General features: G+C 71.8%; 17 protein-coding genes and 1 riboswitch. Of the genes, 9 read left to right on the top strand and 8 right to left on the bottom strand.

Annotated features, from left to right (window positions below; all coding sequences use genetic code 11):
* Positions 1-699: 699 nt before the first annotated feature.
* The 3 genes from NBZ83_RS01115 to NBZ83_RS01105 all read left to right on the top strand — a co-directional run bounded on the left by NBZ83_RS01115 (position 700) and on the right by NBZ83_RS01105 (position 6,772).
* Positions 700-2,118 (top strand): family 2B encapsulin nanocompartment shell protein, encoded by a 1,419-nt coding sequence (locus tag NBZ83_RS01115; protein WP_261565731.1) that lies wholly within the window; start codon positions 700-702, stop codon positions 2,116-2,118.
* Positions 2,119-2,239: 121 nt separating this feature from the next.
* On the top strand, positions 2,240-4,516 hold the full coding sequence (locus NBZ83_RS01110; RefSeq protein ID WP_261565729.1) for a family 2 encapsulin nanocompartment cargo protein terpene cyclase: 2,277 nt from the start codon (positions 2,240-2,242) through the stop codon (positions 4,514-4,516).
* 318 nt (positions 4,517-4,834) lie between these two features.
* A complete protein-coding gene (locus NBZ83_RS01105) occupies positions 4,835-6,772 on the top strand; it encodes a serine/threonine-protein kinase (RefSeq protein ID WP_261565727.1) in 1,938 nt (645 codons plus the stop codon).
* Positions 6,773-6,959: 187 nt separating this feature from the next.
* On the opposite strand, the gene NBZ83_RS01100 is transcribed toward NBZ83_RS01105, so the two are convergent.
* Positions 6,960-8,828, bottom strand: coding sequence for an ABC transporter ATP-binding protein (locus tag NBZ83_RS01100; RefSeq protein WP_261565725.1), 1,869 nt, complete (start codon positions 8,826-8,828; stop codon positions 6,960-6,962).
* A gap of 595 nt (positions 8,829-9,423) precedes the next feature.
* Here NBZ83_RS01100 and NBZ83_RS01095 point away from each other — a divergent pair.
* Positions 9,424-10,794 carry a lipase gene (locus tag NBZ83_RS01095; protein ID WP_261565723.1) on the top strand — a complete coding sequence of 457 codons (1,371 nt, stop codon included), beginning with the start codon at positions 9,424-9,426 and terminating at the stop codon, positions 10,792-10,794.
* A gap of 11 nt (positions 10,795-10,805) precedes the next feature.
* Here NBZ83_RS01095 and NBZ83_RS01090 read toward each other — a convergent pair whose 3' ends face one another.
* Positions 10,806-11,630 (bottom strand): hypothetical protein, encoded by an 825-nt coding sequence (locus tag NBZ83_RS01090; protein WP_261565722.1) that lies wholly within the window; start codon positions 11,628-11,630, stop codon positions 10,806-10,808.
* A 615-nt stretch (positions 11,631-12,245) separates the two neighbouring features.
* Between NBZ83_RS01090 and NBZ83_RS01085 the strand changes: the two genes are divergently transcribed.
* Complete coding sequence (locus NBZ83_RS01085; protein WP_261565721.1) at positions 12,246-13,904, top strand: peptide deformylase; 1,659 nt, start codon at positions 12,246-12,248, stop codon at positions 13,902-13,904.
* Positions 13,905-14,351: 447 nt separating this feature from the next.
* A riboswitch (cyclic di-AMP (ydaO/yuaA leader) is annotated at positions 14,352-14,527 on the top strand.
* Between the two features lie 2 nt (positions 14,528-14,529).
* The gene (locus NBZ83_RS01080) at positions 14,530-14,910 is read left to right on the top strand and encodes a transglycosylase family protein (protein ID WP_261565719.1); all 381 of its coding nucleotides are present in this window, start codon (positions 14,530-14,532) and stop codon (positions 14,908-14,910) included.
* Positions 14,911-15,093: 183 nt separating this feature from the next.
* On the opposite strand, the gene NBZ83_RS01075 is transcribed toward NBZ83_RS01080, so the two are convergent.
* Positions 15,094-17,235, bottom strand: a complete 2,142-nt coding sequence (locus NBZ83_RS01075) for a hypothetical protein (RefSeq protein WP_261574150.1) — start codon at positions 17,233-17,235, stop codon at positions 15,094-15,096.
* A 136-nt stretch (positions 17,236-17,371) separates the two neighbouring features.
* The gene (gene rlmB / locus NBZ83_RS01070; protein WP_261574149.1) at positions 17,372-18,400 is read right to left on the bottom strand and encodes a 23S rRNA (guanosine(2251)-2'-O)-methyltransferase RlmB; all 1,029 of its coding nucleotides are present in this window, start codon (positions 18,398-18,400) and stop codon (positions 17,372-17,374) included.
* A gap of 647 nt (positions 18,401-19,047) precedes the next feature.
* Between rlmB and NBZ83_RS01065 the strand changes: the two genes are divergently transcribed.
* The 3 genes from NBZ83_RS01065 (at position 19,048) to NBZ83_RS01055 (ending at position 22,988) form a co-directional block, all read left to right on the top strand.
* Positions 19,048-20,163: a PP2C family protein-serine/threonine phosphatase gene (locus tag NBZ83_RS01065; RefSeq protein ID WP_261565714.1), complete on the top strand. Its 1,116-nt coding sequence runs from the start codon at positions 19,048-19,050 to the stop codon at positions 20,161-20,163.
* Positions 20,163-21,491 carry a vWA domain-containing protein gene (locus NBZ83_RS01060; RefSeq protein WP_261565712.1) on the top strand — a complete coding sequence of 443 codons (1,329 nt, stop codon included), beginning with the start codon at positions 20,163-20,165 and terminating at the stop codon, positions 21,489-21,491. The genes NBZ83_RS01065 and NBZ83_RS01060 overlap by 1 nt, the downstream gene beginning before the upstream one ends.
* A 75-nt stretch (positions 21,492-21,566) precedes the next feature.
* Entirely contained in the window at positions 21,567-22,988 is a 1,422-nt protein-coding gene (locus NBZ83_RS01055) for an FHA domain-containing protein (protein ID WP_261574148.1), read from the top strand.
* Positions 22,989-23,150: 162 nt separating this feature from the next.
* Here the strand turns inward: NBZ83_RS01055 and cysS are convergent, their stop codons facing one another.
* From cysS to ispD, 4 genes are all read right to left on the bottom strand, one after another.
* The gene (gene cysS / locus NBZ83_RS01050) at positions 23,151-24,680 is read right to left on the bottom strand and encodes a cysteine--tRNA ligase (protein WP_261565709.1); all 1,530 of its coding nucleotides are present in this window, start codon (positions 24,678-24,680) and stop codon (positions 23,151-23,153) included.
* Positions 24,681-24,738: 58 nt separating this feature from the next.
* Positions 24,739-25,131: a PPOX class F420-dependent oxidoreductase gene (locus tag NBZ83_RS01045; protein WP_261565707.1), complete on the bottom strand. Its 393-nt coding sequence runs from the start codon at positions 25,129-25,131 to the stop codon at positions 24,739-24,741.
* Positions 25,132-25,234: 103 nt separating this feature from the next.
* A complete protein-coding gene (gene ispF, locus NBZ83_RS01040) occupies positions 25,235-25,717 on the bottom strand; it encodes a 2-C-methyl-D-erythritol 2,4-cyclodiphosphate synthase (protein WP_261574162.1) in 483 nt (160 codons plus the stop codon).
* 71 nt (positions 25,718-25,788) lie between these two features.
* Positions 25,789-26,583, bottom strand: a complete 795-nt coding sequence (gene ispD / locus NBZ83_RS01035; protein WP_261574147.1) for a 2-C-methyl-D-erythritol 4-phosphate cytidylyltransferase — start codon at positions 26,581-26,583, stop codon at positions 25,789-25,791.
* Positions 26,584-26,782 lie beyond the last annotated feature (199 nt).

The following is a 26,782-nucleotide window of genomic DNA, read 5'->3' as shown; positions in this document are numbered from 1 at the left end:
CGCCGACCCGGCCGGCGGCCGAGGGCCTACGGCCGACGGTTGCGGTGTCCGGCTTTTTTTCAGCCATGCCAGCCGCACCCGGACGGGCAGTTTGGATACGGCCATCCGTACGGTTCACCAGAACGCCGGCCATTCATTCCGAAGAATTCTCGGGACCGCGCAAGTATTTACTGTCTGTGACTACGTGCCCCGAGGTGGGGCTAGAAGGGGTCCTCTTACCGGGCCAGTCCCCGATTGGTTCCGCAAAGTGCTTGCCGGCCACGCCACCGGTGCGGGAGGCTTGCCGATGCGCGGCGAGAGACGCGCCTGCCAGCACGAGAAAAATGCGCATGTCGGCGAACCGCGCGACACCCACGGGGGTTACTGGTATATGGAGCGCTCAACGGTGCGATCAGCCGTGTCGCGGACGACCGGAGCCCGCGCGTGCCCATTGTTCAGGTCCTGACCTGACGGGGCCGCCAGCCTCACCTCGAACCCGGTTCCCACCGGAAAAATACCGCGGTAATCGTCGAGATACCGTCATTCTTCCGTGCGCGGGTTCGGCGTGCGGCCGCGTCACCGTTCCATGCCGGCCCCTGGTTTCACCGCGCAACTCCAAGGTTTGACCGCAAGGATTGATCGCAGAGCCTCAGGGTTTCGCCCCATAGCCCAAGGGTTTCGCCCCAGCCCCTGGAAGACCAAAGATAGGTGGAGTCTGCCATGACCGAGCCCGTACCGACCGACACCGGAGCGACCGGCTCAGCCGCCCCCGGCGAGGACCTCCGACTGAGTCTGAGCACGGCGGCCGCGCGCAACCTCGCGACGACCACCAAGTCCGTCCCGCAGATGCAGGAGATCACCTCCCGGTGGCTGCTGCGGGTACTGCCCTGGGTGCAGACCGCCGGCGGCGTCTACCGGGTCAACCGCCGGTTGACCTACGTGCTCGGCGACGGCCTCGTCACGTTCACGTCCGTCGGATCCGACGTGCGGGTGGTGCCCGGCGAGCTCGCCGAGCTGCCCGCGCTGCGCGGCTTTGGCGGCGGGGCGCTCGCCGGCCTCGCCGACCGGTTCGCCCAGCGGGAGTACTCCGCGGGCGACGTGCTTGCGGAGACGGGTGCGCCCGCCGACGAGGTGTTCCTCATCGCCCATGGCAAGGTCGGGAAGTTCGGACCCGGTACCTACGGCGACGAGCGGTCCCTCGGGGTGCTCGCGGACGGCGAGTACTTCGGCGACGAGGTCCTCACCGAGGCGGGGCTGACGTGGGATTACACCGCCCGGGCGCTGACGGCGACCACTGTGCTGGTGCTCTCTCGCCAGCAACTCGCCGAGATCACCGGGCAGGACGCCGAACTCAGCGGGCACCTGGAGGACTACCGCAGCCGGCCGCGGCCGGCGAGCAACAAGCAGGGCGAGGCGGAGATCGCGATCGCGGCCGGACACTCCGGCGAGCCGAACCTGCCGGGCACGTTCGTCGACTACGAGCTGGCCCCACGCGAGTACGAGCTGTCCGTCGCCCAGACGGTGCTGCGCATCCACAGCCGGGTCGCCGACCTGTACAACGAGCCGATCAACCAGCTCTCCCAGCAGCTGCGGCTCACCGTCGAAGCACTGCGCGAACGCCAGGAGCACGAGCTGGTCAACAGCCCCGACTTCGGCCTGCTGCACAACGCCGACCTGCGCCAGCGTATTCACACCCGTTCGGGTCCGCCGACCCCGGATGACCTCGACGAGCTGCTCAGTCGGCGGCGCAGCACCCATTTCCTGCTTGCCCACCCTCGGGCCATTGCGGCGTTTGGCCGGGAATGCACGGCGCGGGGCATCTACCCGGCGACCGTTCTGTTCCACGACGAGCACGTGCCGGCGTGGCGCGGCGTGCCGCTGCTGCCGGTGAGCAAGATTCCGATCAGCTCCACCGGGACGACGTCCATTCTCGCGCTGCGCACCGGCGAGGAGAACCAGGGCGTGATTGGCCTGAACCACATCGGGCTCGCCGACGAATACGAGCCGGGGCTGTCCGTCCGATTCATGGGCATCAACGAGAAGGCGATCATCTCCTACCTCGTGACGACCTACTTCTCCGCCGCCGTCCTCGTGCCGGACGCGCTCGGGATCCTGGAGAGCGTCGAGATCGGACGCTGAACCCGCCGACCGGCGCGCCGCCGCGGACAGCATCCCGCGGCGGCGCGCTGGTTTCGGTGGCGCTTTCCAGACCGCACCGCCCCGACCCCCCGCGGCAGACGAGGGTTTTCCCGGAGAAACTATGCAGCCTTTCACCCTTCCCGAGTTCTACGTGCCTTATCCGGCGCGGTTGAGTCCCCATCTGGAGCAGGCCCGGGAACACAGCAAGGCGTGGGCTCGGGAGATGGAGATGATCGACACTCCCCAGCACGGCATCGCGATCTGGACGGAGCATGACCTCGACGCCCACGACTACGCCCTGCTGTGCGGCTACACCCATCCCGACGCCACCGCCGATCGCCTGAACCTGATCACTGACTGGTACGTCTGGGTCTTCTACTTCGACGACCACTTCCTGGAGCTTTACAAGCGGACGAACGACATGGCCGGCGCCCGCGCCTACCTCGACCGGCTCCCCGCCTTCATGCCGGTGGAGGGTGCGATCACCGAGGAGCCGTCGAACCCGGTGGAGCGGGGCCTGGCCGACCTGTGGACGCGGACCGTGCCGGCCAGATCCGCCGACTGGCGGGCCCGCTTCGCCGTCAGCACCCGCAACCTGCTCGACGAGTCCCTCTGGGAACTCGAGAACATCAACGCCGCCCGGCTGTCCAACCCGATCGAGTACGTCGAGATGCGCCGCAAGGTCGGCGGCGCCCCCTGGTCGGCGAACCTCGTCGAGCACGCCGCCGACGCCGAGGTTCCCGCCCGCGTCGCCGCCACCCGCCCGTTGCAGGTGCTGCGCGACACCTTCTCCGACGCGGTGCACCTGCGCAACGACCTGTTCTCCTACGAACGCGAGGTCACCGAGGAGGGTGAACTCAGCAACGGGGTGCTGGTCGTGGAGCGATTCCTCGACATCGACACGCAGGCCGCCGCCGAGACCGTCAACGACCTGCTGACCTCCCGGCTGCACCAGTTCGAGCACACCGCGGCCACCGAGCTGCCGGCCGTCCTCGACGAGCACGCCATCGACCCGGCGGGCCGGCTCGCGACGCTGGCGTACGTCAAGGGTCTGCAGGACTGGCAGTCCGGCGGGCACGAGTGGCACCTGCGCTCCAGCCGCTACATGAACCGCGAGGCGACGCCCGACGGGGTCCCGCCCGGCCTCGGGCTCCCCGTCGGGCTCGGGGGGACGGGCAGCCTCGTCCCCACCGCCGGACTGCCCGGCATCCCCGGGATCCCCAGCCTCGGCACCTCGGCCATCCGGGTCATCCCGTCCCTGCTGGCCACCGCGCCGCGGCGGATCCGGTCGTTCGCCAACGTGCCGTTCCGGGTCGTCGGTCCGACCCCGCTGCCGGAGTTCTACCTGCCCTACACCACCGGGCAGAGCCCCCACCTGGACTCCTCGCGACAGGAGGTCGTCCGCTGGGCGCGGTCGATGGGCCTGTTGGACCGGGTTCCGGGCATCTGGGACGAGCACAAACTGCGCGCGGCCGACTTCGCCCTGTGCTCGGCGGGCATCCACCCGGACGCGACCGCCGACGAGCTCGACATCACGACGGGCTGGCTGACCTGGGGAACCTATGCGGACGACTACTACCCGGCGATCTTCGGGGCATCCCGGAACCTGGCCGCGGCGAAGCTGTGCAACGAGCGGCTGCGTTCCTTCATGCCAGTGGACGGCCCGCTGACCGAGCTGCCGGTCAGCGCCCTGGAACGGGGCCTCGCCGACCTGTGGGAACGCACCACCCGAGGGATGGAACCCGCCGCGCAGGCATCGTTTCGCCGGGCGATCGACGTGATGCTCGACAGTTGGCTGTGGGAGCTGGCCAACCAGTTTCACAACCGCATCCCCGACCCCATCGACTACCTGGAGATGCGCCGCGCGACGTTCGGCTCGGACCTGACGATGAGCCTGTGCCGGCTGGCCCGCGGCAACAGCGTGCCGGCGGAGGTCTTCCGGACCCGGCCGCTGCGGGCCCTGGAGAACGCCGCCGCGGACTTCGCCTGCCTGCTCAACGACCTCTACTCCTACCAGAAGGAAATCCAGTTCGAAGGTGAGATCCACAACGCGGTGCTGGTCGTCGAGAACTTCCTCGGCTGCGACCGCGACCGCGCCGTCGAGGTGGTCAACGGGCTGATGACCGCTCGGATACGGCAGTTCGAGCACGTCGTGGACAGGGAGCTGCCCGACCTGTTCGACCGTCTCGACCTCGACGGCGACGCCCGCGCGGCGATCGGCTCCTACGCCCGGGAGCTCCAGAACTGGTTGGTCGGCGTCCTGCGCTGGCACCAAGGGACGCACCGATATGAGGAGGCCGAACTGCGCTACCACCCCTCCGCCGACCGGCGGCCCTTCGGTAGCCCAACCGGGCTAGGCACCTCCGCCGCGGACGTCCGCCGACTGGCCGCCCGCTAGCCCCTCGAGCGCCGAACCCGGCCGAACGTGCAGGTGAGCGTGGGGTAATCGCATCTGCGTCGTCCGGCCGGGTCGGTTGGTCGGCTGGCCCAAACCCACCCCTCGGGGGTACCAGCCCGACCAGGCCACTTTCACCGACAGTGCTCGCTCGGTAAACATTCCGCCCGAATCGTCCGGGTACAACTGATTTGGTCGGGTAGCGGCGTGGGCCGCGACCGGGCGTGCCGGCGTTCGTGGTGTCGCCGCACCCCCGGTGCCCGGCACGGCTGCGCCTGGGCGCGGCCTCGGCACGACGCAAGCATCCGAGGGGGACGTGGCGTGTCCTGGAAGGCTTTGCGGGCGGGCGATCCGCCCGAAGTGGGTCCGTACCGGCTGAAGGGTCGGCTCGGCAGCGGGGGCATGGGCATCGTGTACCTCGGCGAGGACGACGCGGGCACCCGGGCCGCGGTCAAGGTCATGCGGGAGGAGCACACCGCCGACACGGCGTTCCGCCACCGCTTCCACCGGGAGGCCGCGGCGGTGGCCGCGATCGACAGCCCCCGGGTGGCCCGGCTGCTGGCCGCGGACGTCGACGGCGACCAGCCGTGGATCGCCACCGAGTACGTGGCGGGACCCACCCTGTACTCATCGGTCGCCACCGGCGGGCCGCTGTCCGGCGAGGCGCTGTGGGAGGTGGCCCGCGGGCTCGCGGAGGCGCTGTGCGCCATCCACGACGCCGACGTCGTGCACCGCGACCTCAAGCCGGGCAACGTCATGCTGGCCGCGGACGGCCCGAAGGTGATCGACTTCGGGATCGTCGCCGGCCTGCCCGGCATGATGACCGCCTCCGGCGTGGTGATGGGCAGCATCGGCTACCTTGCGCCCGAGCTGCTGACCACCACGCGTCGCCCACGCCCCGCGGCCGACGTCTTCTCCTGGGGCCTGACGGTGTGCTTCGCCGCAAGCGGGCGCCCGCCCTTCGGCGGCGGCCCCCTGGACGCGCTGCTCTACCGGACGGTCCACGGTGAGGCGGACCTCAGCGGCCTGCCCGGCCCGTTGCGCGGTGTGGTTGCTGCCAGCCTGCGCAAAAGGCCGGAACGCCGGCCGGACGCCCACCGGATCCTCAGCCAGATCGCCGCCACCGCGGGCGCCGCGGCGGCCGACGGCGCGGACGCCGACGTCGCCCTGCCAGGCGGCCGCACGCCCGTCACCCGCCTGCGCGGGGCCGGCGGCGAGCCGACCCCGACGCTCCCCCGCGAACGGCGGGCCACCCGCCGGCCCCGGCAGCGGCGCGGCGTGCTGGTCCCCGGTGCGGGGGTGACCGCGGTCGCCGCGGCGGTGACCGCCGCGATCCTCCTCGCCACCGCACCGGCGGAGCCGCCCAACGCCATCGCGGCGGGCGGCGCCACCGAGGGCGATGCGACCAGCCCCCATTCCCGCGTCCCCTCCCCGCCCGGCGGGGGGAAGTCCCTCATCGCCGGTGGCTCGAACATCCCCGGTGCCGCGACTGACCCGACCACCGACGGCCCCACCACCGACGACCTCACCGGCGGCGACCCGACCGCCGGCTACCAGGCCGGCGCGGCCGGTCCTGGGGTCCTGGCCGGGCCCGAGACCGCCGTGCAACCGCTGCCGGGCGGCCGGACCGACCCGACCGGCCGAACGGTCCTGGGGGCACCGCCCGGTTCGGCGGCGGCCTACCCCGCGGCGTCGGCCGGCCGGGCGGCGACCGGCGCTGCGGCGCTGGTGGGCTCGACGGCGTGGGTCCCCTCGACAGCCACCCGGGCCGGTGCGGCGGCGGCCTCGGCAGGCGGGGCGCCCCCCGTGGCGGCGACGGGCTCGCTGCAGGACGCGGTTCCCCCTTCGGCGATGACGGCGGGGGTGGGCGCGGGGTCACCGCCGTCGGCGACCGTCCGCGAGGTCGCCTTCCCGACTGCCGCCCAGCAATCCGGGCCGGGTACCGCGCCCGCGAGTGGTACCGGGTCGGCCACGACGCCTTCGGGGCCGACCGCCGCCATCGCGCCCGTCAGCCGAATTGCCGCGACCTTCACGGCCAGCCCGGCGAGCGTGCACTCGGCGAGCACCTGCCTGCCCGGCGGCCCCTGGGGGCCGCTGCAGCTCGCGGCCGGATGCGGCGGCCCGTCGGCGCAAGCTCTCCCGGCGATCCTGACCACCGCGGCGGCGCCGCCGCCGTGGTCGAGGGCGCTCGCCGAGGGCATCCCCCGCCTTATCGCCGCCGCCGTCGGCTCCGAGATGTCCTGGGACGTCCTCGACTGATCCACGCGAAACTGCGCCGCCAGTTCGGACCAGCCGTCGCCTCCGCCGAACGGGCCAGAGACCTGCCGAACCCACCCGTCGACATCATGCGCGGGGGTCACCTCTCCGCTTCGTTCCGGCTGCCTGCACCCGCCGTGGCCGGCCGACGGTACCCGGAGGAGGTCCGCCGGGCAACGCCGGCCGACCTTCACACTCCGTCTACGGAGCGCATTTCGCCGCTCTGCCGCTGCCACAGTGCGCGGTACTTGCCGTGCCGGTCGAGCAGCTCGCGATGCGACCCCTGTTCCACGATGCCGCCCGCGTCCAAAACGATGATCCGGTCCATGTTCAGCAGGGTCGACAGTCGGTGCGCCACAGCGATCACCGTCTTGTCGCGCCAGAGCTCCTCCAGCGCGTGCTGGACGAGCACCTCGCTCTCGCTGTCCAGCGCGCTCGTCGCCTCGTCGAGAATCAGGATGGGTTTGGCATCGAGGAATGCGCGGGCGATCGCGATCCGCTGCCGCTGTCCGGTTGACAGCTTGATGCCGCGCTCACCGACGATGGTGTCGTAGCCTTCCGGCGCCTGGCTGATGAAACCGTGCGCGTGGGCCCGCCGCGCGGCCGACTCGATCTGTTCCTGCGTCGCTGCGGCGGCTGTCCCATAGGTGATGTTGTCCCGGATGGACCGGTGGAACAGCGTGGTGTCCTGCGGGACATAGGAGATTCTCGTGGCGAGCGCATAGTTCGACGTCGGACGGCCATCCACCCGGACGGTTTCCACCGTCAGCGGATAATATCCGAGCAGCAGTTTTATCAATGTCGTCTTGCCGCTTCCGCTGCGACCCACGATACCGATCTTCTCGCCTGGTTCGATCGTCAGATCAATGCCGGCGAGCACCGGCCGGCCGTCGTTCTCCGGATAGGCGAACGACAGCCCGCGGAACTCCAGTCGGCCCGGCGCACGCGACGCGGCCGCGAGGGTCGTCCCGGGCAGCTCGACCGGCGGGTCCACGGCGATGGGCCGGTCGGCAAAAAGGTAACGGTAGGCCTCCTCGACCCGCGCCAGGCGGAGATTCAGCTGGGCGATCTCCCAGACCGTTCCCCAGATGAAGTCCGAGAACATCACCAACACCGACAGGAACGTCGTGAACTGAGCCAGGCCGAGCTGGCCCGTCAGGTACAGGTGCAGGTTGAGCAGGATCGAGACCGGCCAGACCAGATAGCGCACCACGAGGGACATCGAGGCCCAGAACACGATGGTCCAGAAGTACGAGCGGCGGGCGGCCTCGATGACGGTGCGGCGACGCCGGATCACCTGCTCATGCTCGGTCCCCTCCTGCCGGAAGGACTTCACGCTGACGAAGTTCGCGATGACGTCGATCACATAGCCGTCCAGCTCGGAGATTTCGTCCGCGAGACGCTTCTCCGCCCGGGACGAACGGCGCACGGTATGTCGGCCGATCGCCATCATCAGCAGCACGGCCAAGAAAAATGTGAGTCCCGAGTACAGGTTGACGGAGAACATGATAATGATGATCGACGGCACCCTGATAATCTGCTCCACGTAGGTGAAGCAGGTGGTTTCCAGGATCTCCCGGAACTCGCGGCCCAACATCGCAATATAACTGCTGATCTTACCTGTGAACTTGCCGACAAAGTACGGGTAGCGTTCGTTGATAACTCTATGGAAGAGGATGTTCTCGTACTCATATCCCCGATCGTTCAGCAGCCGAAGATACAATATCTCGGCGGCTCGCCAGGTCAGGTCGTGGAGGATGTTACAGCCGATGAGGATCACTGCGTACCGGTAAACACCGTCGGTGGAATCCGCCACGCCAGCCAGGGCCTGCACGAATCTCCCGATGAAGACGGGCAGGACCGCGAGCGCCACGTTGGACACCGCGAAAAAGACGACCACGAGCACCATGGAACCCTTGAAGGTGGCAACGAAACCCAGGTAGGAACGCAGCCCGGCGTGCCGGCCCGGATCGCCGGCGTCGGCACCCCCGACATCGCCGCCGGTGGACTCGGGGGCTTGTCTCCGTTGCCAGGGAATGTCGTCGCCCGTAGCGCCCATCCGGGAATCATGGCAGCGCGAGGTGGTTTCCGCATCTCATTTTCCGGGCGGCACGACCGGGCGCCGCAAACTCCGCGCAACCAGGCCGGAACGACCATCCCGCGGCGGCCGAGGCCACGGTCCCGATCCTCGGCCACGATCCGAGAACGATCGACGGCGGAGCATGCGACGTCAGCGGGGCGAGGACGAGCTGCCGGCCGGTGTGGAGAGAGTCCGCCGGGTCGGCCCGGTTCCAGGTGGGGAATCCGAGCCACCAGCGCCCGGCCGCATCCTGGAAGGGTTCCGCGCCGCCCGGTCCGACCCCACCCAGGCCCGCGCGCAGCCAGGGATCGGCGGCGGCCGTGCAGGGCCCGAGCGGGCTCGGATCAGCCCGCGCCACCCGTTCCCACCATCGCCACAACGGGCGCTCCGCCTGCCCCGGATGGTTGGCGGACGAAGGAAGACAACGATATCTTTCGCTGTTCCACCAAGGAATCGAGCCCGACCGTTTCGGGTTCATGCCCCACTGAGCGTCATTTCTGTAGCGTCATTGACGAAGCAAGACTGGCGGCGGCCGGCGGCGGCCGTCGAACATCCCGCAGGGAAGGGGCATCGCATGCCTCGCGGACGCTGGCTCGGCCTGGCGGCCGCGGTGGTTCTCGCCGCGGCGACGGGCGCGTGTTCCACCGGTGAGGGCTCCACCTCCGCGCAGGCCCACTTCACGGCGCTCGCCCGGGAGGTGGCGGGGCCCATGGCCCCGCCGGACACCGCACGCCTGCCGCTGCTGTTCGTTCACGGCGCCCTCGGTTCGGGGGACCAGTTCGAGTCGCAGGCACAGCGGTTCGCCAGCAACGGCTATCCGGCCGACCGGATCGCCGCCTTCGACTACGACGCGTCATCCTCGACCGATTCTTCGGAGAAGGTATTCCCGCAGCTCGACAAGCAGATCCAGGGCCTGCTCAGGACGACCGGTATGAAGAAGGTCGATCTGGTGGGCCTGGCGGAGGGCGCCGGGCTCACCGAGCGGTACCTGGCCAGCTCCACCGGGCGGGCGAATCGGATCGCGCATGTGGTCAGTGTGGATGGTTCCCTGGCGGCCAAGCCCCCCGGGGGCGTGCCGATGCTCGTCGTCTGGAGCACCGGGGATCCCAGCTTTCGGGTCCCCGGGGCGGGCAACGTCCGCTTCCCCGGCCTGGACCGCATCGGGCTGCTGACCTCGCCTGGCACGTTCCGGGAGATGTTCCGTTTCCTCACCGGTACCGAGCCGTTCACCACCGACATCACCGCCGAGAAAGGTCAGATCGAAATCTCCGGCCGGGTGCTGCTCTATCCCGCGAACGCCGGGGTCGACGAGGCCCGTCTGGAGATCTACCAGCTCGACCCGAAGACGGGTAAGCGCCTGCCGAAGGGCCTCGGGGGCCTTTTCGCCCTGCCCGCCGACGGCTCCTGGGGTCCGTTCCGCGCGGACGGCACCGCCTCCTACGAGTTCGCCGTCGTCCGGTCCGGGGAGCCCGTGCACCACTTCTACTATCAACCCTTCCGCCGAAGCGATCGGCTCGTCCGCCTCCTGACCAGCCGGCCGGGCCAGGAGATCGGCGGCGGCATGCAGACCGGCCCGAAACAGACCGATCTCGTCGTCACCCGCGCCCTGGAATGGTGGGGCGACCAGGGGCGGGCCAGCGACATCCTCACCGTCGACGGGACGAATGTCCTGAGCGCGGCGGTGGCCCCGCGCACCAAGCTGGCCCTCGGTGTGTACCTGTTCGATCGCGGTGCCGACGGCGTCTCCGACGTCATGACCCCGATACCCTCCCATTTCGGGGTCGGCTTCCTCACCGGCACGGATCTGCACATCCCGGCGGGCGACCGCTCGGTCGAGGTCGCGATGACCCCACGGGGGCAGGCTGCGCATCGCGGGGTGCTGCGGGTGCCCGCCTGGCCGTCGGACACCCATCGCGTCACGCTGCACTTCCGCGACGACGGCTGAGGGCACGGCGGCTACGACAGAGCTCGCCGGATGCCGTCCACCGCGGCCGCGTACCCCGCCCGGTACGCCTCCCGCTCGCCCGCCGTCATCCAGCGCGCCTGGACCGGTCCCGCCGGTTCGACGCCGAGCGCGGTCTCCACCACGGTCGGCGGTCGGGTCGGCGGCGGATCGCCGCCGGGCCCCTTCCCGTACACCAGCACCACGTCGACGTCGCCGTAGGCCGCGGTGAAGACCAGGCTGGCCGGCAGCCGGGCGACGGCCCGGAACACCTCCACCGGATCGGACCCCGCGCGCAGCACGACCGCCCAGCGGTCCAGTCCCCAGGGCGTCACGGTGACCCGTCGGTCGTCCTGCCGATTCGCCGCCGGCAGGACGGAGCTCGCGTCCCGCGAGCCGGCCGCGGTAGCCCCTGCCTGATCTTCCGGGTACGCCGCCGCCGATCCGGGGGGTCCGGCCGGATCGGCGGCGGGGCGGTGACCCTGCTTGGGCAGGGCAGGGTCACCTGTCCGCGGCAGCCGGTCGGCAGGGGCGGCTGGCTCGCCCGGGCTGGCACCGGTCAGCGACTGCGCGGCAGTGGTGGGGGCGGATGGAGATGGCCGGATCGGTGGGGGCAGCCCGGCGACAGCGGACTGCCGCTCGTGGACGAAGAAGCGCAGGGGCGCCACCTCGTACTCCAGCCAGCCCTGCGCGGTCGCGAAGGCGTCCGCGGCCGACGCGGAGACAAAGGTGATCATCACGTCGGTGACCTGCCGGTTGCCGCCGGGTGCGAACCGGACAACGCCGTAGACGACCGCAGGTTGATCATGATCTCTCCTCGGCTCCGTCACGATCGTCACCGCCCTTCCGTGCCTGCCGCCCCGCTTCAGCGTCCGCCCGGCCGGCCACACCGGTGGCCGCCAGCAACGCCGGTGGCGGCCACCGAGATCGGTGGCCCTCGCTGCGCCCCTCCCATCCGGGCTGACGGTGGTCGACCGGGCCGCCGGGTGCGCCGGCCCCGCCCGGCGGAGGTCGCGGCTCGACGCGGGGCGGGGCCGGCCTGCTTCCAGGTTCGCCCGCGTCGCGGTGGCCGGGAAACGTCAGTCAGGCATGCTCTTTTCGTATTGGCCGCTGTGGTCCGGACCGGACCACAGCCGCCGAGGCGCGCCCCGCGCCGACGCCGCGGGGCAGCCTCGATTCCTCCCAAATGGGGCGGGAAGGGATGGCCCGGCCGGGTGGGACGTAGACGGGGGCCGCGGGCCTCGTACCAGATCCGCCCCGATGCCGCCCGGCCGTCCAGCCCGGCCGTATGTCGGATCCGCGACAACCCCGCGGTGCCGGCAAGCGCCGGCAAACTATGCCGGTTTGGCATAACGTCATCATTCCGATACATCAGCCGGAGCCTGACGCCGGGGGCTTTCCGCCGTCCTGGCACGGCGATCGACACATGTCGGAGCTGGACGGAAGGCCGGGCGATGTCCTACGAATCCGGTCCCTACCGGGTCTCTCGCGTCCTGCTCGCCCGGCCCGACTTCCGGACCGCCTGCGAGACCCGGGACTTCCGGATGGCCTTCCGATTGATGAAGAAGTACGACGGCGCGAGCCAGAACCGCATCGCGTCCCCGGTCGAAGGCCTCAGCCAGAGCCGGGTCAGCCGGATCATGCAGGGCGAGGACCACATCGCTCGGCTCTCCCTGATCGAGCGCATCGCCGACGCGCTACGCATCCCGGGCGCCTACTTCCACCTCGCCGCGCGCCCCTGGGAGGCGACCGGCGAGCCTGGCGACGGCGTCCCCCGAACAAGGGGCACGGGTGCCCGGCCGGCCGGCCCCGGCGGCGAAGTGCCCCCGCCGCCGGGGGGCGCGGCGTCCCCCATTGCCGCGGCCGCGCCGGCCGAGTCATCCCGGACAGCCCGCGGCGGCCCCGACTCCGGTGGGCTCGTCGTTGAGGAGGACCGCGCCGAGCTCCGCTATGAGGACGGCATGTACGTCGCCCACCAGCGCCGACGGGTGCTCAACACCGGCATCGAACCGGTGACGCGCTACCTGATGCGGATCTCCGTCGACCGCTTTCCCGGGGACCAGGAGCGCTCCGCCCGGCTCTACCGCAGCAATCCGCTGCGCTGGGAGGAGCTGCAGCTTAGCGCACATTGCGGCGACGAGCAGATGTCCTGGCAGGTCAAGACCGACTGGGACGCACTGAAGGAGGTCTGGCTCCTCTTCGAGAACAATCAGGGTCGATTCCCCCTCTACCCGGGTGAATCGGCGTGGATCGAATACAGCTACCGGGTCGGCGAGGAGAAGTGGGGCCCATGGTTCCAGCGAGCCGTCCGGGTACCGACCAGTTTCCTGTCGGTCGTGCTGGACTTCCCCGCCGAGGTCGATCCCGTGGTGTGGGGCATGGAGACGTCGATGACCGCGGACGCCTTCCCGTTCCGCACGGCGATCGCCCGCGCGGATGCCGCCGACAGGCGGGTGTTCACCTGGTCCACCAGCAAGCCACCCCTGCACGCCCGGTATCGCCTGGAATGGAATTTCCGGGCCGGGGCGACGAGCCGGAACCCGGCCGACCGGACCGTTCCCAGGCCCAGCGAGCAGATGGCCGCGACGGGCATCGTCCAGATCGGCGATCCCATGCTCCACCAGCCGGCCCGGTCGTTCGGGCTGCCCGCCGAGGCCGAGGATGCCCGCCGCGTCGTCGCCGAGCTGTCATCGGCCATGGAACGGGTGTCCGCGCTGCACACCTTCGGCAAGGGGATGGGCATCGCCGCGCCCCAGATCGGGATCAACCGGGCCGCGGCGATCGTGCGGTCGGCGGACGGCGACATCCTCACCCTGCTCAATCCACGCGTCATCGAGTCCGCCCCCGAGAGCGACGAGCAGTACGAGGGGTGCCTGAGCTTCTTCGACGTCCGCGGGATCGTGCCGCGTTCCCTGGAGCTGCACGTGGAGCACACCGACATCTCCGGCCGCCGGCACATCACGGTGTACCGCCAGGGTCTGGCCCGCCTGGTCGCGCACGAGATCGACCACCTGCACGGGCACCTCTACACCGACCGGATGCGGCCCGGGGTCGTGCCCATCCCCGTCGAGCAGTACCGCGGCACCGGTTCGGCCTGGACCTACCACCCCTGAGACCCCGTCGCCCCGGCCGGGCATCGGTCACCGACAGGCCCGTGGCCCAGTCGGTGGACACATCCGCACAAGCGGGACTACTGGTTGCGTACCGTATAGTTCGGAAAAGCGAAAAATCGGCGTTACCGCCACGGTGACCGCGAAATTTTTCTTCGGCTCCGTTAGCTTTGCCGGCAACGCGGGTAGCAGGCCCTCTCGCCACGCCCGGAAAAAGACCTGCCACGCACCGTGGAAGATTTACGGTGAGCGTGGCAGGTCAACCGCAGATCAGGTATTTCCAGGTGCGCCGAAGGCCGTTAAAATCGGGCGCGCCACGCGGGCGCGAAATCGCAATTCAGAGATCATTTAAAGATATTAGAACGTACTGTGTCGATCCTCACGTACCCTTGATTTCTCCGGGTCACGCTCAGCTATGTTCGTCGCCATGCCGTCAACTGATGGCAGACGTCGGGTGGCACGCCGAACCCTGCTCCCACCCGACGAGAATCAAACCTGTGGCAGGGATGGGGGAACCAATTTCGGGCGCCGAGTTCAGGCGCCCTAGGGGTGAAGCCGAGAACCGCGGCCGGGCATTCCCAGCCCGAACCCGACAGCTCACCTCGTAGGCGTGGGGAAGGGTAACTCAATGTCCAACGCTCGTTCGCTCGGTCGGGGCCTCAACCGGATCAAGCTCGGCACCCGGGCCGCAGTCATCGCCACCACTCTCGCCGCCTCCGTCGGCGGCGGCCTCGCGCTGTCCCAGCCGGCCAGCGCGGCCCCCAACGCAGATCACTTCCTGCGCGCCGTCATTCCCTGCGAATCCGGCGGGAACCCGCACGCGGTCAACTCCATCGGAGCCGGCGGCCTGTTCCAGTTCCTGCCCAGTACGTGGCACGGCCTGGGCGGCAGGGGCCTGCCGCAGCACGCCAGCGTCGGGGAGCAGTGGCAGCGCGCGCGGCAGCTGTACGCGCAGGCGGGTACCAGCCCCTGGTACGCGTCGAAGTCCTGCTGGGGACACCGGATCTGAGGCCCCGATACAGCGCGCCGACATCCGCACTCGGCCGGCCCTGATCCGCACATGATCAATTAGATCGTGCTCGGCGGACCGTGAGCCGCAGCCTGCGCGAGGCGACGCGACCCAGCGCGGGTCAGGAGCCCCGCCCTCCATCCGGGGGGCGGGGCTCCGTCCTCTCCACGGGCGGGCCTCCGGTCAGGTCCTCTCCGCGGGCGGGCCTCCGGTCAGCACTCCCAGCCCGGGTGGTCCTCCCAGCCGGGGCGGCGTGCCCGCGGGCGGCCAGCGCAACTCCATGCAGAGCTGCCCGTCGTCGACGTCGACAATCATGTCGATGGCTCGACCCGACGGCGCCGGCGGCACCTGACCCGCCGGCCATGAACAGGACAGAAACAGGCTCGCGGTACGAGACTGAGCGGTGATGGTGAGCAGCACCCGACGGCTCGGCATCACCCGCAGCGCGTGGTGGAGCTGCTCGACGAACTCGCCGCGCACCGACGTGGGCAGCTGGTCGAGGCCGCCGGAGATCTGGCTGGACACGACCGTGCCGTGCCGTTCGGCGGCATCGATGGCCTCTCCGATCGCGCTGTGCACGGCGTCGTCGTCGAACAGCAGCCGCCGCACGGCGACCGCACGGCGGGCACATTCCGAGCGCACGACCTCAGCCCGCGGGTCAAGCCGGCCCGCCGCGACGGCGGCCAGCAGCGGCGCCACATCCCGCTCGACGGCCCGCAGCAGGCCTCGGCGACGCTCACGCAGCTGGTCCCGGTTCTCCGCCCGCTGGCCCAGCTCCCGCTCGCAATGGCCGGCCCAGGCGCGGACATCGGCCGTGCTCCACAGCAGCGGACCCACCATGACCAGGCAAATCTGCATGATCCACAAATAGTAGAGCCACAGGAGAAGAGCGGACAGCGACAGCGGGTCCCACGGGTTGAACAGCAGGCTCACCGCGATCATGGCGGCGGCGACGGCAACGGACGCGAGCACCCATCGCCACATCGGGCGGGACACCGTCACCAACATCAACAGTGGTGGCAGGCTGAGCATCGGCCACGCCATCATCCGCGCCCCGTCGGCGTCGGCGGCGTTCCACCCGCCTCCCAGCGTGATCCCCAGGCAGAGCAGCACCACGGCCGCCGCCTCCGGCTGCGACAACGGCCCGGTCCGGAAGCGCCGCCGGGCGACAGCTACCGCGGCGAACGGCGCCAGCAGCATCGCGAGCGCCAGCGGGACCGAACGGACCTGCGGCAGGGCGCGACCGGCGGGCAGGACCAGCAGGATCAGCCAGAGCGCGGCGAACCGACTGGTCGCGCGGCGTAACCGCATAGTGTAGAGGGCACGCAGCGAGCCGGCCGCGGGCGCCACCGGCGCCCAGGAGTCCGGACCTCCGGGCCCACCGGGCAGGTGGCCGGCCGGCCCGGGCCCGATCACCAGCTCGCCGTCCGCGCCCTCGTCGGCCCTCGGCCCACGCGCCGACACCAGGATCTCGGCGTCCGCCGGCCGCCGCACCGGGCCGACCCACCGCGGTGGGTCGCGCTCGCCGAGCAGCCCCGTCAGGGCCATCGCGCCTTCGGCGCAGCGGCGGCGGGTGAGATGCCCGTCGGCACCACCGCCCCAGGCGATACCGGTCAGGGTGTTGAGCACCGCGTTGTGGATCGACAGCTCACGTTCCCGCTGCGCCCGCAGCAGGATGAGCACGTCGTCCTCGCCGACGCGCCGCTTGGCCACCGCGGCCAGCTGCGCCTCCGCCCCACCCGCGAGCGCGCGCACCTGGGGCATGACGTACCGGACGAGCAGCCCCACGCAGACGATGATGATCAGCGGCGCCGGGGACGGCGGCCCGTCGGCGGACGCCCCGGCCGCGAAGGCACCGGCCGTCAGCACCGTCACGGCCAGGAACGGGCCGGTGGGGAAGGCCCAGGCGGCCACCGCGGTCGCGTGCGTCGCCGCGAGCAGCACGAACGAGGCCGACTCCCCGACCGACTCCGGCGGCAGCCACAGGCGTGCCCCAGAGGCCAGGGCCAGGGCCGCGGCCACATTGCCGGCCGACAGCGCCCGCCCGATACCGCGACGCAGCGCGACCAGGGCGAACGTCAGCGACCAGGCAACCGCCAGCGCCGCGATCAACAGGGCGAACGGGTGGCTCGCATACCAGCCGTGCCACAGCAGCACGCAGCCGACGAGGAAGAGCGCCGCATACAGTCGCAGCGCCGCGAAGACCGCCTCCAGCACCTGCCGCAACGCGATGGTGGGGAGCAGCGTCAGCTGCGGGCGCGGTTCGGCCATGAGGAAACTCGGCAGCACGAACAGCCGCGCCGACGATTCCCGCCTGCCCCGCACCGTCGTCCGTTCCCCCGAGATGGCCCGACGCCCAAGTTAGGGCATGAGGCTACAAGGACGCCGGGGCGGTCTGCGCATTCCGCCGCGAGTTACTCGGCTGCGTGACCTTCCGGGGGCACCGGGAATCGGGAATCGGTCAGGCGCGGCGGCGGCGGCGGGCGATCTCGGCCAGCGCAATGCCGGCGGCCACTCCGGCGTTGAGGGACTCGACCGCCCCGGCCATCGGAATGCGGACTGTCACGTCGCAGCGCTCCTCGACCAGCCGGGACAGCCCACGCCCCTCGGACCCGATCACCAGCACGATCGGATCGGTTGCCATCTCCAGCTCGTCGATGGTCGTGTCGGCGTCCGCGGCCAGCCCGACGACGAACAGGCCGGACTCGGCGAAGGACACCAGGGTCCTCGCGAGATTGGTGGCTCGGGCGACCGGCAGCCGGGCGGCGGCACCCGCCGACGTCTTCCAGGCGGCGGCGGTTATCCCGGCGGCGCGTCGCTCGGGCACCACGACGCCATGGGCGCCGAAGGCCGCCGCGGATCGCACCACGGCACCGAGATTGCGGGGATCGGTGACGCCGTCGAGCGCGACCAGCAGGCCGGGAGCCGAGGCACGCACGCGGGCAAGCAGGTCGTCGGGATGCGCGTAGCGAAACGGCGGGACCGACAGGGCGAGCCCCTGATGCGGCGCCGTGCCGCACATCCGGTCGAGGTCCGGGCGGGCGACGTCGACCACCGCGATCCCCGCCCGCGCGGCAAGGCGGCGCGCGTCGGCGAGCCGCTCATCGAAGTCCAGGCCACCGGCGACGTAGAGGCTCGACGCCGGCACCCCGGCGCGCAGCGCCTCGACCACCGCGTTGCGGCCGACGACCAGCTCGTCGGCCTCGGGCCGCCGCGAGCGCGGGCCTGCCTGCCCGGCCTGGGCTGCGTCGGCGGCGCCCCGCCCCCGCTCCCCGGTTTGCGCGGCCCGGCCGGCGGCCGCCCGGCGCTGGGCGGGATGGCCGGGACGCAGATGGGCTGGCGGGGTCGCCTTACGGCCCTCCAGGGCCTTGCGGCCCTGGCCACCGCTGCCGGCACCGGCTCCCTTGCGATGCGAGCCCGTCTTACCGGCCCGGCCGCCCTGCCCGCCCCGGGCGATCCCGCCGCCACCGCGGCGCGCGGCGCCGGCCATCAGTGCCACCGACCGGCGTGCGCCGCGGAAATGACCATGTCACCACGGTATACGGCCGGCGCCGGGGACGCGGCCGGCGCCGAACACGACCGCCCCGGCCCGGCTGGCGAGCCCGCCAGGGGCCCCCGGTCGGGGGTCTGACGGGCTCGAACCCGACCACCTGCCACGACATGGTCGTTCGGGGCTGTCCGGCGCCCTATCCTGAGGCGGCAGTCCCACGCCGGTGACCTGGGTGGTCCCAGCCGGTTCGGCCCGAGCGGAGGTCCAGCCGATGATCGACGAGCGCGGGCCCGGGTCGGCCGCCACGGCCGACGCCCCGGCGGTGGCATGGCCGCCACCATCGTCGACACTCGACCCTTACGCTCTGTTGAGTTTGCGCACCGGCGAAGGAGGATGCGCCGGGACCTGGCTCGCCCAGGGCGATCTCCGTCGTCGACGGGCCGCGGGGGAAGCTGGGAGAATACGTCCCATGAATCCAGGATGACCAGCTCGACGCGTGTGACCAGTTCGTCCGGTCGCCGGCCGTGCGCCCTCGGCGTCGCGGAGCGACGGCGGCGAGCTCCGATAACCGGATCAGCAGGGGCAGGAGGCACCCAGCACATGGCTCTGCGCACACCGCCCGCACGCGAACGTTCCCTCCCGGCGGCATGACGGTGGACCTCAACGCGCACGACGACGCACCCACGGTGGCTTACCAGCTCACCGGGAGCGGGGCCTTCGACCCCGATGACGACCTGGGCCGCTGCCCCGTGTGTGCGGCGCCGGTGTACTCCGACGACCACTACTGCGAGCTCTGCGGCCACCCGCTGGAGGGTCCGGACCCGGCGCACGGCGACGCCGACCACAGCGAGGTCGACCTCGGCGAGCTGGCCGGCGTGTGCGACCGGGGGGTGCGCCACACGACCAACGAGGACGCGATGGGGCTCGCCGTCGTCTACGGCACGCTCATCGCGGTGGTGTGCGACGGAGTCTCGACCACGCCCGGCTCCGGTCAGGCATCGGCCGCCGCCGCCGCAACCGCGATGGCGGTGCTCGCGGACGCCGTGCGGGCCCACGGACCCGGCCGTCCGGTCCACCTCGACACCCGCCCCCCTCGTGGCGCCAGCGCGGCCGACGACATGCTGGACATCCTGGAGCCGGCGTACTCGGGGTACGACGAGCCGCGCACGGCGCCGCGCGCGATCGTCGGAGGCTTCTCCCCGGAGGACGCGGAGGCCGCGCTGCACGCCGCCGTCGACGCGGCGCAGGCCACAATCGCCCAGCTCAGCGCAGTAGAGGGACGGATGGCACCGTCCTGCACCTTCGCCGCCGCCATCGTCACCCCACCGACGCCCGACGGTCCCGGCATGGTCACCGTCGGCTGGGTCGGCGACAGCCGGGTCTACCTGCTCGGGCCGCGCTGGTGCGAGCGGCTGACCTCGGACGACACCTGGGCCGCCGAGGCCGCTCGGGCGGGTCTCATCCCCGCCAACGAGGCCGAGACGCATCGGCGGGCGCACACGCTGACCCGCTGGCTCGGCGGCGACGTCGAGGACGTGGCCCCACACACGGAGATCTTCCCGATCGAGATGCCGGCCACGGTGCTGGTCTGCTCCGACGGGTTGTGGAACTACGCCTCCCGGCCGGACGTGATGGCCTCGCTGGTCAACCAGCTACCACCGCACTGCACGGCGATCGATGTCGCCCGCCACCTCGTCGACTTCGCCATCGACGCCGGCGGCCACGACAACATCACCGTGGTCGCCGCCAGGGTGGATCACTGATGGGTGCGTTCACCGCGGAGGTCTACCAGAACGAGTACCTCCCGCCCGGCGGGACGGACGTGCACGCCGTGGTCACCGTGACGTCGACCGGCCGGCCCGACAGCCCGCACGGGCTCGCCAGCCGCGCCGGCACCCCACCGTGGGACGGCACCCCACCGTCGGACGGATCACCGCGCCCGGAACTCGTCGAGGTCCTCCTGCTCGACTGCTCGGGCTCGATGGCGAATCCGCCGGAGAAGATCGCCCAGGCGCGCCGGGCGACGTGCGCCGCCATCGACTGCCTGCCCGACGGTGTCTGGTTCGCGATCGTGCGCGGCACCGGCGCCGCCAGCATGATCTACCCGGACGGTCCGCGCGTGGTGGCTGCCACCCCCGCAACCCGGGAGCAGGCCCGCCGCGCGGTGAACCAGATGGAGCCGCACGGCGGCACCGCCATCGGCCGCTGGCTTGACCTGGCGCGGGCGCTGACGGGGACCAGGCCGCAGGCCGTCGCGCACGCGCTGCTACTCACCGACGGCCAGAACGGCGAGCTGGCGACGGACCTGGCAGCGGCCGTCGCCGCGTCCCGCGGGCGGTTTCAATGCGACTGCCGGGGCATTGGCATCGACTGGCACGTCGACGAGCTGCGGCTGATCGCGACGGACCTGCTGGGCACGGTCGACGCGATCGGCAGCCCGGATGAGCTCGTCGCGGACTTCACCAGCGTGATCGCGACCGCCACCAGCCGAGCCACGGACCGGGTGGCGCTGCGGGTGTGGACCCCGCGGGGCGCCAAGGTGGGGTTTCTCCGGGAAGTCTCCCCCACGCTGCGCGACCTGAAGGTCGAGGCGACCACGTCCGATGATCACAACGTCGACTACCTTACCGGCGCGTGGGGAACGGAGTCGCGCGACTACCACCTGAACATCCGGGTGCCGGCCCGGCCGGTCGGGACCGAGGCGTTGGCCGCGCGAGTCAGCCTCGTCATCGACGGCCGGGAAACGTCGCAGACGCTGGTGAGAGCGGTGTGGACCGACGACGAGACGCGCTCCACCAGGGTCAGCGCGGCCGTTGCCCACTACACCGGGCAGGCCGAGCTCACGGCCTCGGTGCTGCGTGGCCTGGAGGCGCGTCAATCCGGCGACGAGGCCACTGCAACACTGTTGCTCGGACGTGGGGCCCAGCTGGCGCTCGCCTCCGGCAACGAAGACACCTACCGCCTCCTACAGAAGGTGGTGCACATCGACAATGCCACAACAGGTACGGTTCGGTTGAAGAAGAACGTCAAGAAGATCGATGAGATGGTCCTTGACACACGGTCGACGAGGACCCTCCGGGTGAACCGGTGATCAGGTGAGGGCACGTTGCCCTGCGGGGCACCTGTCTCACGACCCGACTACTGCGATCGGTGCGGAATTGGGATCATGAGTGGTCAGGAGAGATACGAATATCGTCCCGACGACGGTGGTCGGTCTCCTTATGGGACGGACGAGCCCGGCGGCCAGCGTCGGCGCGGCCCGTCGCAGCCGGACGACCCGGACGCCGTCGGTGCGGGGGGCTACGATCAGCTGGGCATCCGGCGCTCGCCGGCCGACCAGTCCGGCGCGGGGGATCCGCCACGCGGCGGCGACCCGTACGGCGGGTACGGCCGGGACGGCTACGCCGACCAGCCCCGTGGCGGTCGCGGCTACCCGGCGGGCCCGTACGACGACCCGGGCGGCTTCGACCGTGACGCCTACGCTCGGCGGCGCGACGACCGGCCGGGCACCGACGAGCGGGCCGACCGCGGACGCGACCCCTACGGCCGCGACGACCGCGCCCCGGCCGGGTACCCCGACGCCGACCGCGACCCCTACGGCCGCGCCCCTGACGGCCGCGTCCCCGACGGCCGCGTCCCCGACGGCCGCGTCCCCGACGAGCGGGCCGACCGCGGACGTGACCCCTACAGCCGCGACGACCGCGCCCCGGCCGGATACCCCGACGCCGACCGCGACCCCTACGGCCGCGCCCCCGACGAACGGGCCGACCGCGGCGGCTACCCCACCGGCCGCGACGACCGCGCCCCGGCCGGGTACCCCGACGCCGACCGCGGCGGCTACCCGCCGGCCCGGGAGGGCCGCGGCGCTGGTGGGTACGGCGAGGACCTGGACCGCGAGTCCGACACCCATCGCCGCAGCCGACGCGACGAGGGGTACGGCTACGAGGCCGACCCGCTGGGCCTCGACCCAGGCGCCGCGCCCGACCGGAGTCTGCCGGGCCGCAGCGTGGATCCGCGGCACACCACCGACCCCCGTTACGCCCGGCCCGGAGGCGATCCGCGGTTCGACGACCCGCGGCTGAGCGGCCCGGACCTCGACGACCCGCGCCACGATGCCGGGCGGGGTGGTCGGCGCGATCCGATCGCCGACGACCCGCGTGGCGCCGGCGGGTGGGAACGTGACCGTCCCCCGGCGGGGGCCACCGTCTGGGAGGCCATCGTCGAGGCGGAGCGCGAGTACTACGACAGCGGCGACGACCACCGGGTGCCGTTCCCGACCTTTTACCCGCGCCGCGTCTTCGCGCTTGCCGGCGAGCAGATGCTCGTCGGGCGGCGCAGCGAGTCGCGTGGCATCCACCCGGACATCGACCTGTCCGGCGCGCCGGAGGATCCGGGGATCTCGCGCAGCCACGCGCTGTTCGAGCAGCTCCCCGACGGCGGCTATGCCGTGCGCGACCCCGGCTCGACGAACGGCACCCGGCTCAACGACGAGCCGGACCCGATCGAACCCGGCCAGCCCGTCCCGCTCCGGGACGGCGACCGCGTCTACCTGGGTGCCTGGACGCGCATCACGTTGCGCGCACGCTGATCGGCAGGCGCCGGCCCGTGGCTCAGGCCGGCGCCGAACGTTCCACAAGACTGTCTGCCTGATACACGACCGGCAGGCAATCTGCGCGCGCCGTCGTAACCGGGCACCCGGCTGGGCGGCCGGGCGGCAGCCCCGCGCTTGCGGGGCCGCCGCCGAGCGGGCTCAGGCCAGGTGCCAGCGCTGCCCTTCAGGGGTGTCCTCGACGATGAGGCCGACCGCCGCGAGCCGCGAACGGATCGAGTCCGCCTCGGCGTAGTCCCGCCGGGCTCGCGCCGCCGAGCGCAGATCCAGCGCGATCTGCATGACCCCATCGAGCGCGGGCCGAAGCTCGGCGCCGGCGGAGGGCCACTGCTCGTGCGGGTCGAGCCCGAGGACGCCGAGCATCCGGCGGGTGACGTTGACCCAGCCTGCCAGCTGGCGGCTGTGCGCCTTCGACAGCACCTGATTGCCCTGACCCACCGCGCCGAAGATGGCCGCCAGCGCGCGACCGACCGCGAGATCGTCGTCCATGGCCGCTTCGAAGTCGGCCCATGCCCGCTGCGGGGTCAGCCCCGTCACCGCATCTCCCGCGGTGCCGCCCACGGCCTCGCTGCCGGGGCCGCCCCGAGCCGCCCGTCCCCGGACGGCTGCCCCGGGCAGGGACGGGCCGTCGTCGGCCGCCAGCGCCGCCGCCTCACCCGGCCCGCCGAGGATGTCGAGTGCGTTGCGGACGAAGGTCTCCACCCGGTCGTGCGCCGCGGCTGACTCGTCCAGCGCCTCCGGGGTGTATTCGAGCGTCGACCGATAGTGCGCCGACAGCAGGTGGTAGCGCAGCACCTGGGGACGGACGGCGCCGAGGGCGTCGGCGACGAGCACCGAGTTGCCGAGCGACTTCGACATTTTCGTGCCGCCGGTGGTAAGCAGCCCGACGTGCATCCAGTACCGGGCCATCTCGCCGGTGTCCCCGCCGGTGGCGCCGTCCGCCGCGCAGACCGTCTGCGCCCGTTCGTTCTCGTGGTGAGGGAAGACCAGGTCGAGCCCGCCGCCGTGGATGTCGAAGGCCGGGCCGAGGTATTTCCCTGCCATCGCCGAGCACTCCAGGTGCCAGCCGGGACGGCCCTCGCCCCAGGGCGAGGACCAGAACGGCTCGCCGGGGCGAGCGGCCTTCCACAGCGCGAAGTCCCGCGGATCGGACTTGCCGGACTCCGACTCCGCCGAGGGCAGCATCGCATCCGGCCGCTGGTGTGACAGGGCCCCGTAACCGGCGAAGGATCCGACCCGGAACCAGACCGAGCCCCCGCCGGCGTAGGCGTGGCCGCCGTCGATCAGCGCGGAGATCAGCGCGATCATCTCCGGGATGTGGCCGGTCGCGCGCGGCTGGATCGTCGGCGGCAGGATGCCGATCGTGCGGTAGGCGTCGTCGAAGGCCCTGGTCTGGCGGGTGGCGAGCTCCCAGACCGAGGTGCCGTCCCGGTCCGCGTTGGTGATGATCTTGTCGTCGATGTCGGTCACGTTCTGGACGAGCGTCACCTCGTGCCCGGACTGCACCAGCCACCGGCGCAGCAAGTCGAACGGCAGGGCCGTGCGGAGGTGACCCACGTGCGGCGGCGACTGCACGGTGGGTCCACACACGTAGACGCCCACGTGACCGGGGCGCAGCGGCTCAAATGGCCGCACACGCCGCCTACGCGTGTCGTAGAGGTGAAGACCCATCTGTCAAGGGTACGGCTCCGGCTCCGGCGGCGGGCACTCAGCCCGGGTCAGCCGGCCGTCAGCCGACGGTCAGCACCCGGTCGGCCACGACCCGGATGACGATCCGGACCTCGCCCGGATCGTCCCACCGGTAGATGTCGCCGGTGTACTTGAGCGACAGCCGGTCGATGAGCTCTCGGCCCCCCTGCGCGGTCAGCGTCGCGGTGCCGCGCACCTCGACGTAGGAGTAGGGGTTCTCCTGGTCGAGGAACATCAGCCCGACCCGCGGATCACGGGCGATGTCCCGTTCCTTCGCGCGTCCGCGCACTGTGGACAGCAGCAGCTCGTCCTCGTCGCGATCCACCCAGAGCACAGTCATCCGCGGCGAGCCGTCGGGTTGGACCGTGGCCAGGACCACGTGGATCCGCGCGTCCGCGAGGGCCCGCACCGGCTCGGGAAGGCGACCAGCCATCAGACTCCTCGGGGCGCGGCCAACGACGGCCCAGCCTTTCACTCACCGTCGGCACACTACCGAGCGATGCCGGATCGGCATACCCCTCGGGCGCGGCCAGCGCTCAGGCCCGCACGACCAGGGCCGTGGCGATCGCCGCGAGCCCCTCGCCCCGGCCGGTCAGGCCGAGCCCGTCGGTGGTCGTCGCCGAGAGGCTCACCGAGGCGCCCAGGGCCGCGGACATCGCCTCCTGGGCCTGCTCGCGGCGCGCCGCCATCCGCGGGCGGTTGCCGATGACCTGGACCGACACGTTCCCGATGACCCAGCCGCCGACGGCCAGCAGCCGGGCCGTCTCGGCCAGCAGGACCGCGCCGGAGGCGCCCGCGTACTCGGGCCGGTCGGTGCCGAAGACCTTCCCCAGATCACCGAGGCACGATGCGGTGAGCAGTGCGTCACAGGTCGCGTGCGCGGCGACGTCACCGTCCGAGTGCCCGGCCAGGCCCGTCTCCCCCGGCCACTCCAGGCAGGCGACCCAGCACGGCCGACCTGCCGCGAACGGATGCACGTCGATGCCGATGCCGACGCGCGGCAGCACCGCGGTGGTCACCGCGTTCGAGGCCGGGGCCGGCCGGTCCGTCGGGGCCACGCCGCCGTCCGCCGACGTGGGCATGTCCGGGCTCACCCGGGACTCCGGACATCCGAGCCACCGCGCACATCCAGGCCGCCGCGGGAGTCGGCCCCGCCGCGGGAGTCGGCACCCGCGGAGGCGTCGCCCGGGGCGCAACGGGCCAGCAGCGCCTCGGCGAGTACGAGATCGTGCGGTTGGGTCACCTTGAACGCCTCCTGCGCGCCGGGGACGGTCATCACCGGCACCCCGAGAGCCTCCACCAGACCGGCGTCGTCCGTCACCGGAATGTCCTTCAGGGCATACGCGGCGGCGAGCACGTCACGCCGGAATCCCTGCGGGGTCTGCACGGCCCGCAGCCCGTCGCGGGGCGGGGTACGGATCACCCGTCCGTCCGGGCCGACTTCCTTGACGGTGTCCGTCAGGCCGAGCACGGGGATCACCGCCGGATGGCCGGCCAGCACCGCCGCGGCGACCGCGTCAACGAGGGAAGGTGGGGTCAGCGGCCGGGCCGCGTCGTGAACGAGGACGACGGAGATGTCGTCGTCCACCGCGAGCAGGGCCCGGCGGACCGAGTCCACCCGCTCCGCGCCTCCGGCAATCACGCGTACGTCCCGCCCGAGCAGTTGCGCCACAACCTCCACCAGAGTGGGTGGTGCGGCCACCACGATCTGCGTCACCGACTCCGCGCGTCGCAGCGCTTCGATCGAACGTACCAACATCGGCCGACCGCCCAGGGCACGCAGCGCCTTCGGGGTGCCCCCGCCCAGCCGCTCGCCGCGGCCGGCAGCCGGCACGATCGCCGCAACCCGCGGACCGACCGCCCGCGGCTGGAGACCTTCGCCCATCATTCAGACCTCCCGTGTGCCATCCACCACGAGAGCATGGCCTATCCGGCCGACCGGACGCGAGCCGGCCGACCGGTACGCCGATCGGGCGTGCGCAGCCGAGCGGTGCGTACGCCGCCATCGGACCGCGCCGGCCGGCGAACCCGGCCCACCGGACGGCAGAGCGTCCGGAGGAGCCGACCTCCCGACCGGAAATCAT

This window comes from Frankia gtarii (genome assembly GCF_025403375.1).
In the GTDB taxonomy this organism is placed as follows: domain Bacteria; phylum Actinomycetota; class Actinomycetes; order Frankiales; family Frankiaceae; genus Frankia; species Frankia gtarii.
Note: the sequence above shows the minus strand (reverse complement) of the source record. Positions and strands in the feature narration are given on the sequence as shown.

What these genes read in the sequence shown, in the direction of transcription:
- ispD (WP_261574147.1), bottom strand. Translation starts at nt 26,583, where the DNA reads ATGGGCGAAGGTCTCCAGCCGCGGGCGGTCGGTCCGCGGGTTGCGGCG.
- NBZ83_RS01095 (WP_261565723.1), top strand. Translation starts at nt 9,424, where the DNA reads ATGCCTCGCGGACGCTGGCTCGGCCTGGCGGCCGCGGTGGTTCTCGCC.
- NBZ83_RS01055 (WP_261574148.1), top strand. Translation starts at nt 21,567, where the DNA reads ATGAGTGGTCAGGAGAGATACGAATATCGTCCCGACGACGGTGGTCGG.
- NBZ83_RS01045 (WP_261565707.1), bottom strand. Translation starts at nt 25,131, where the DNA reads ATGGCTGGTCGCCTTCCCGAGCCGGTGCGGGCCCTCGCGGACGCGCGG.
- NBZ83_RS01110 (WP_261565729.1), top strand. Translation starts at nt 2,240, where the DNA reads ATGCAGCCTTTCACCCTTCCCGAGTTCTACGTGCCTTATCCGGCGCGG.
- NBZ83_RS01085 (WP_261565721.1), top strand. Translation starts at nt 12,246, where the DNA reads ATGTCCTACGAATCCGGTCCCTACCGGGTCTCTCGCGTCCTGCTCGCC.
- NBZ83_RS01115 (WP_261565731.1), top strand. Translation starts at nt 700, where the DNA reads ATGACCGAGCCCGTACCGACCGACACCGGAGCGACCGGCTCAGCCGCC.
- cysS (WP_261565709.1), bottom strand. Translation starts at nt 24,680, where the DNA reads ATGGGTCTTCACCTCTACGACACGCGTAGGCGGCGTGTGCGGCCATTT.
- rlmB (WP_261574149.1), bottom strand. Translation starts at nt 18,400, where the DNA reads ATGGCCGGCGCCGCGCGCCGCGGTGGCGGCGGGATCGCCCGGGGCGGG.
- NBZ83_RS01100 (WP_261565725.1), bottom strand. Translation starts at nt 8,828, where the DNA reads ATGGGCGCTACGGGCGACGACATTCCCTGGCAACGGAGACAAGCCCCC.
- NBZ83_RS01080 (WP_261565719.1), top strand. Translation starts at nt 14,530, where the DNA reads ATGTCCAACGCTCGTTCGCTCGGTCGGGGCCTCAACCGGATCAAGCTC.
- NBZ83_RS01060 (WP_261565712.1), top strand. Translation starts at nt 20,163, where the DNA reads ATGGGTGCGTTCACCGCGGAGGTCTACCAGAACGAGTACCTCCCGCCC.
- NBZ83_RS01065 (WP_261565714.1), top strand. Translation starts at nt 19,048, where the DNA reads ATGACGGTGGACCTCAACGCGCACGACGACGCACCCACGGTGGCTTAC.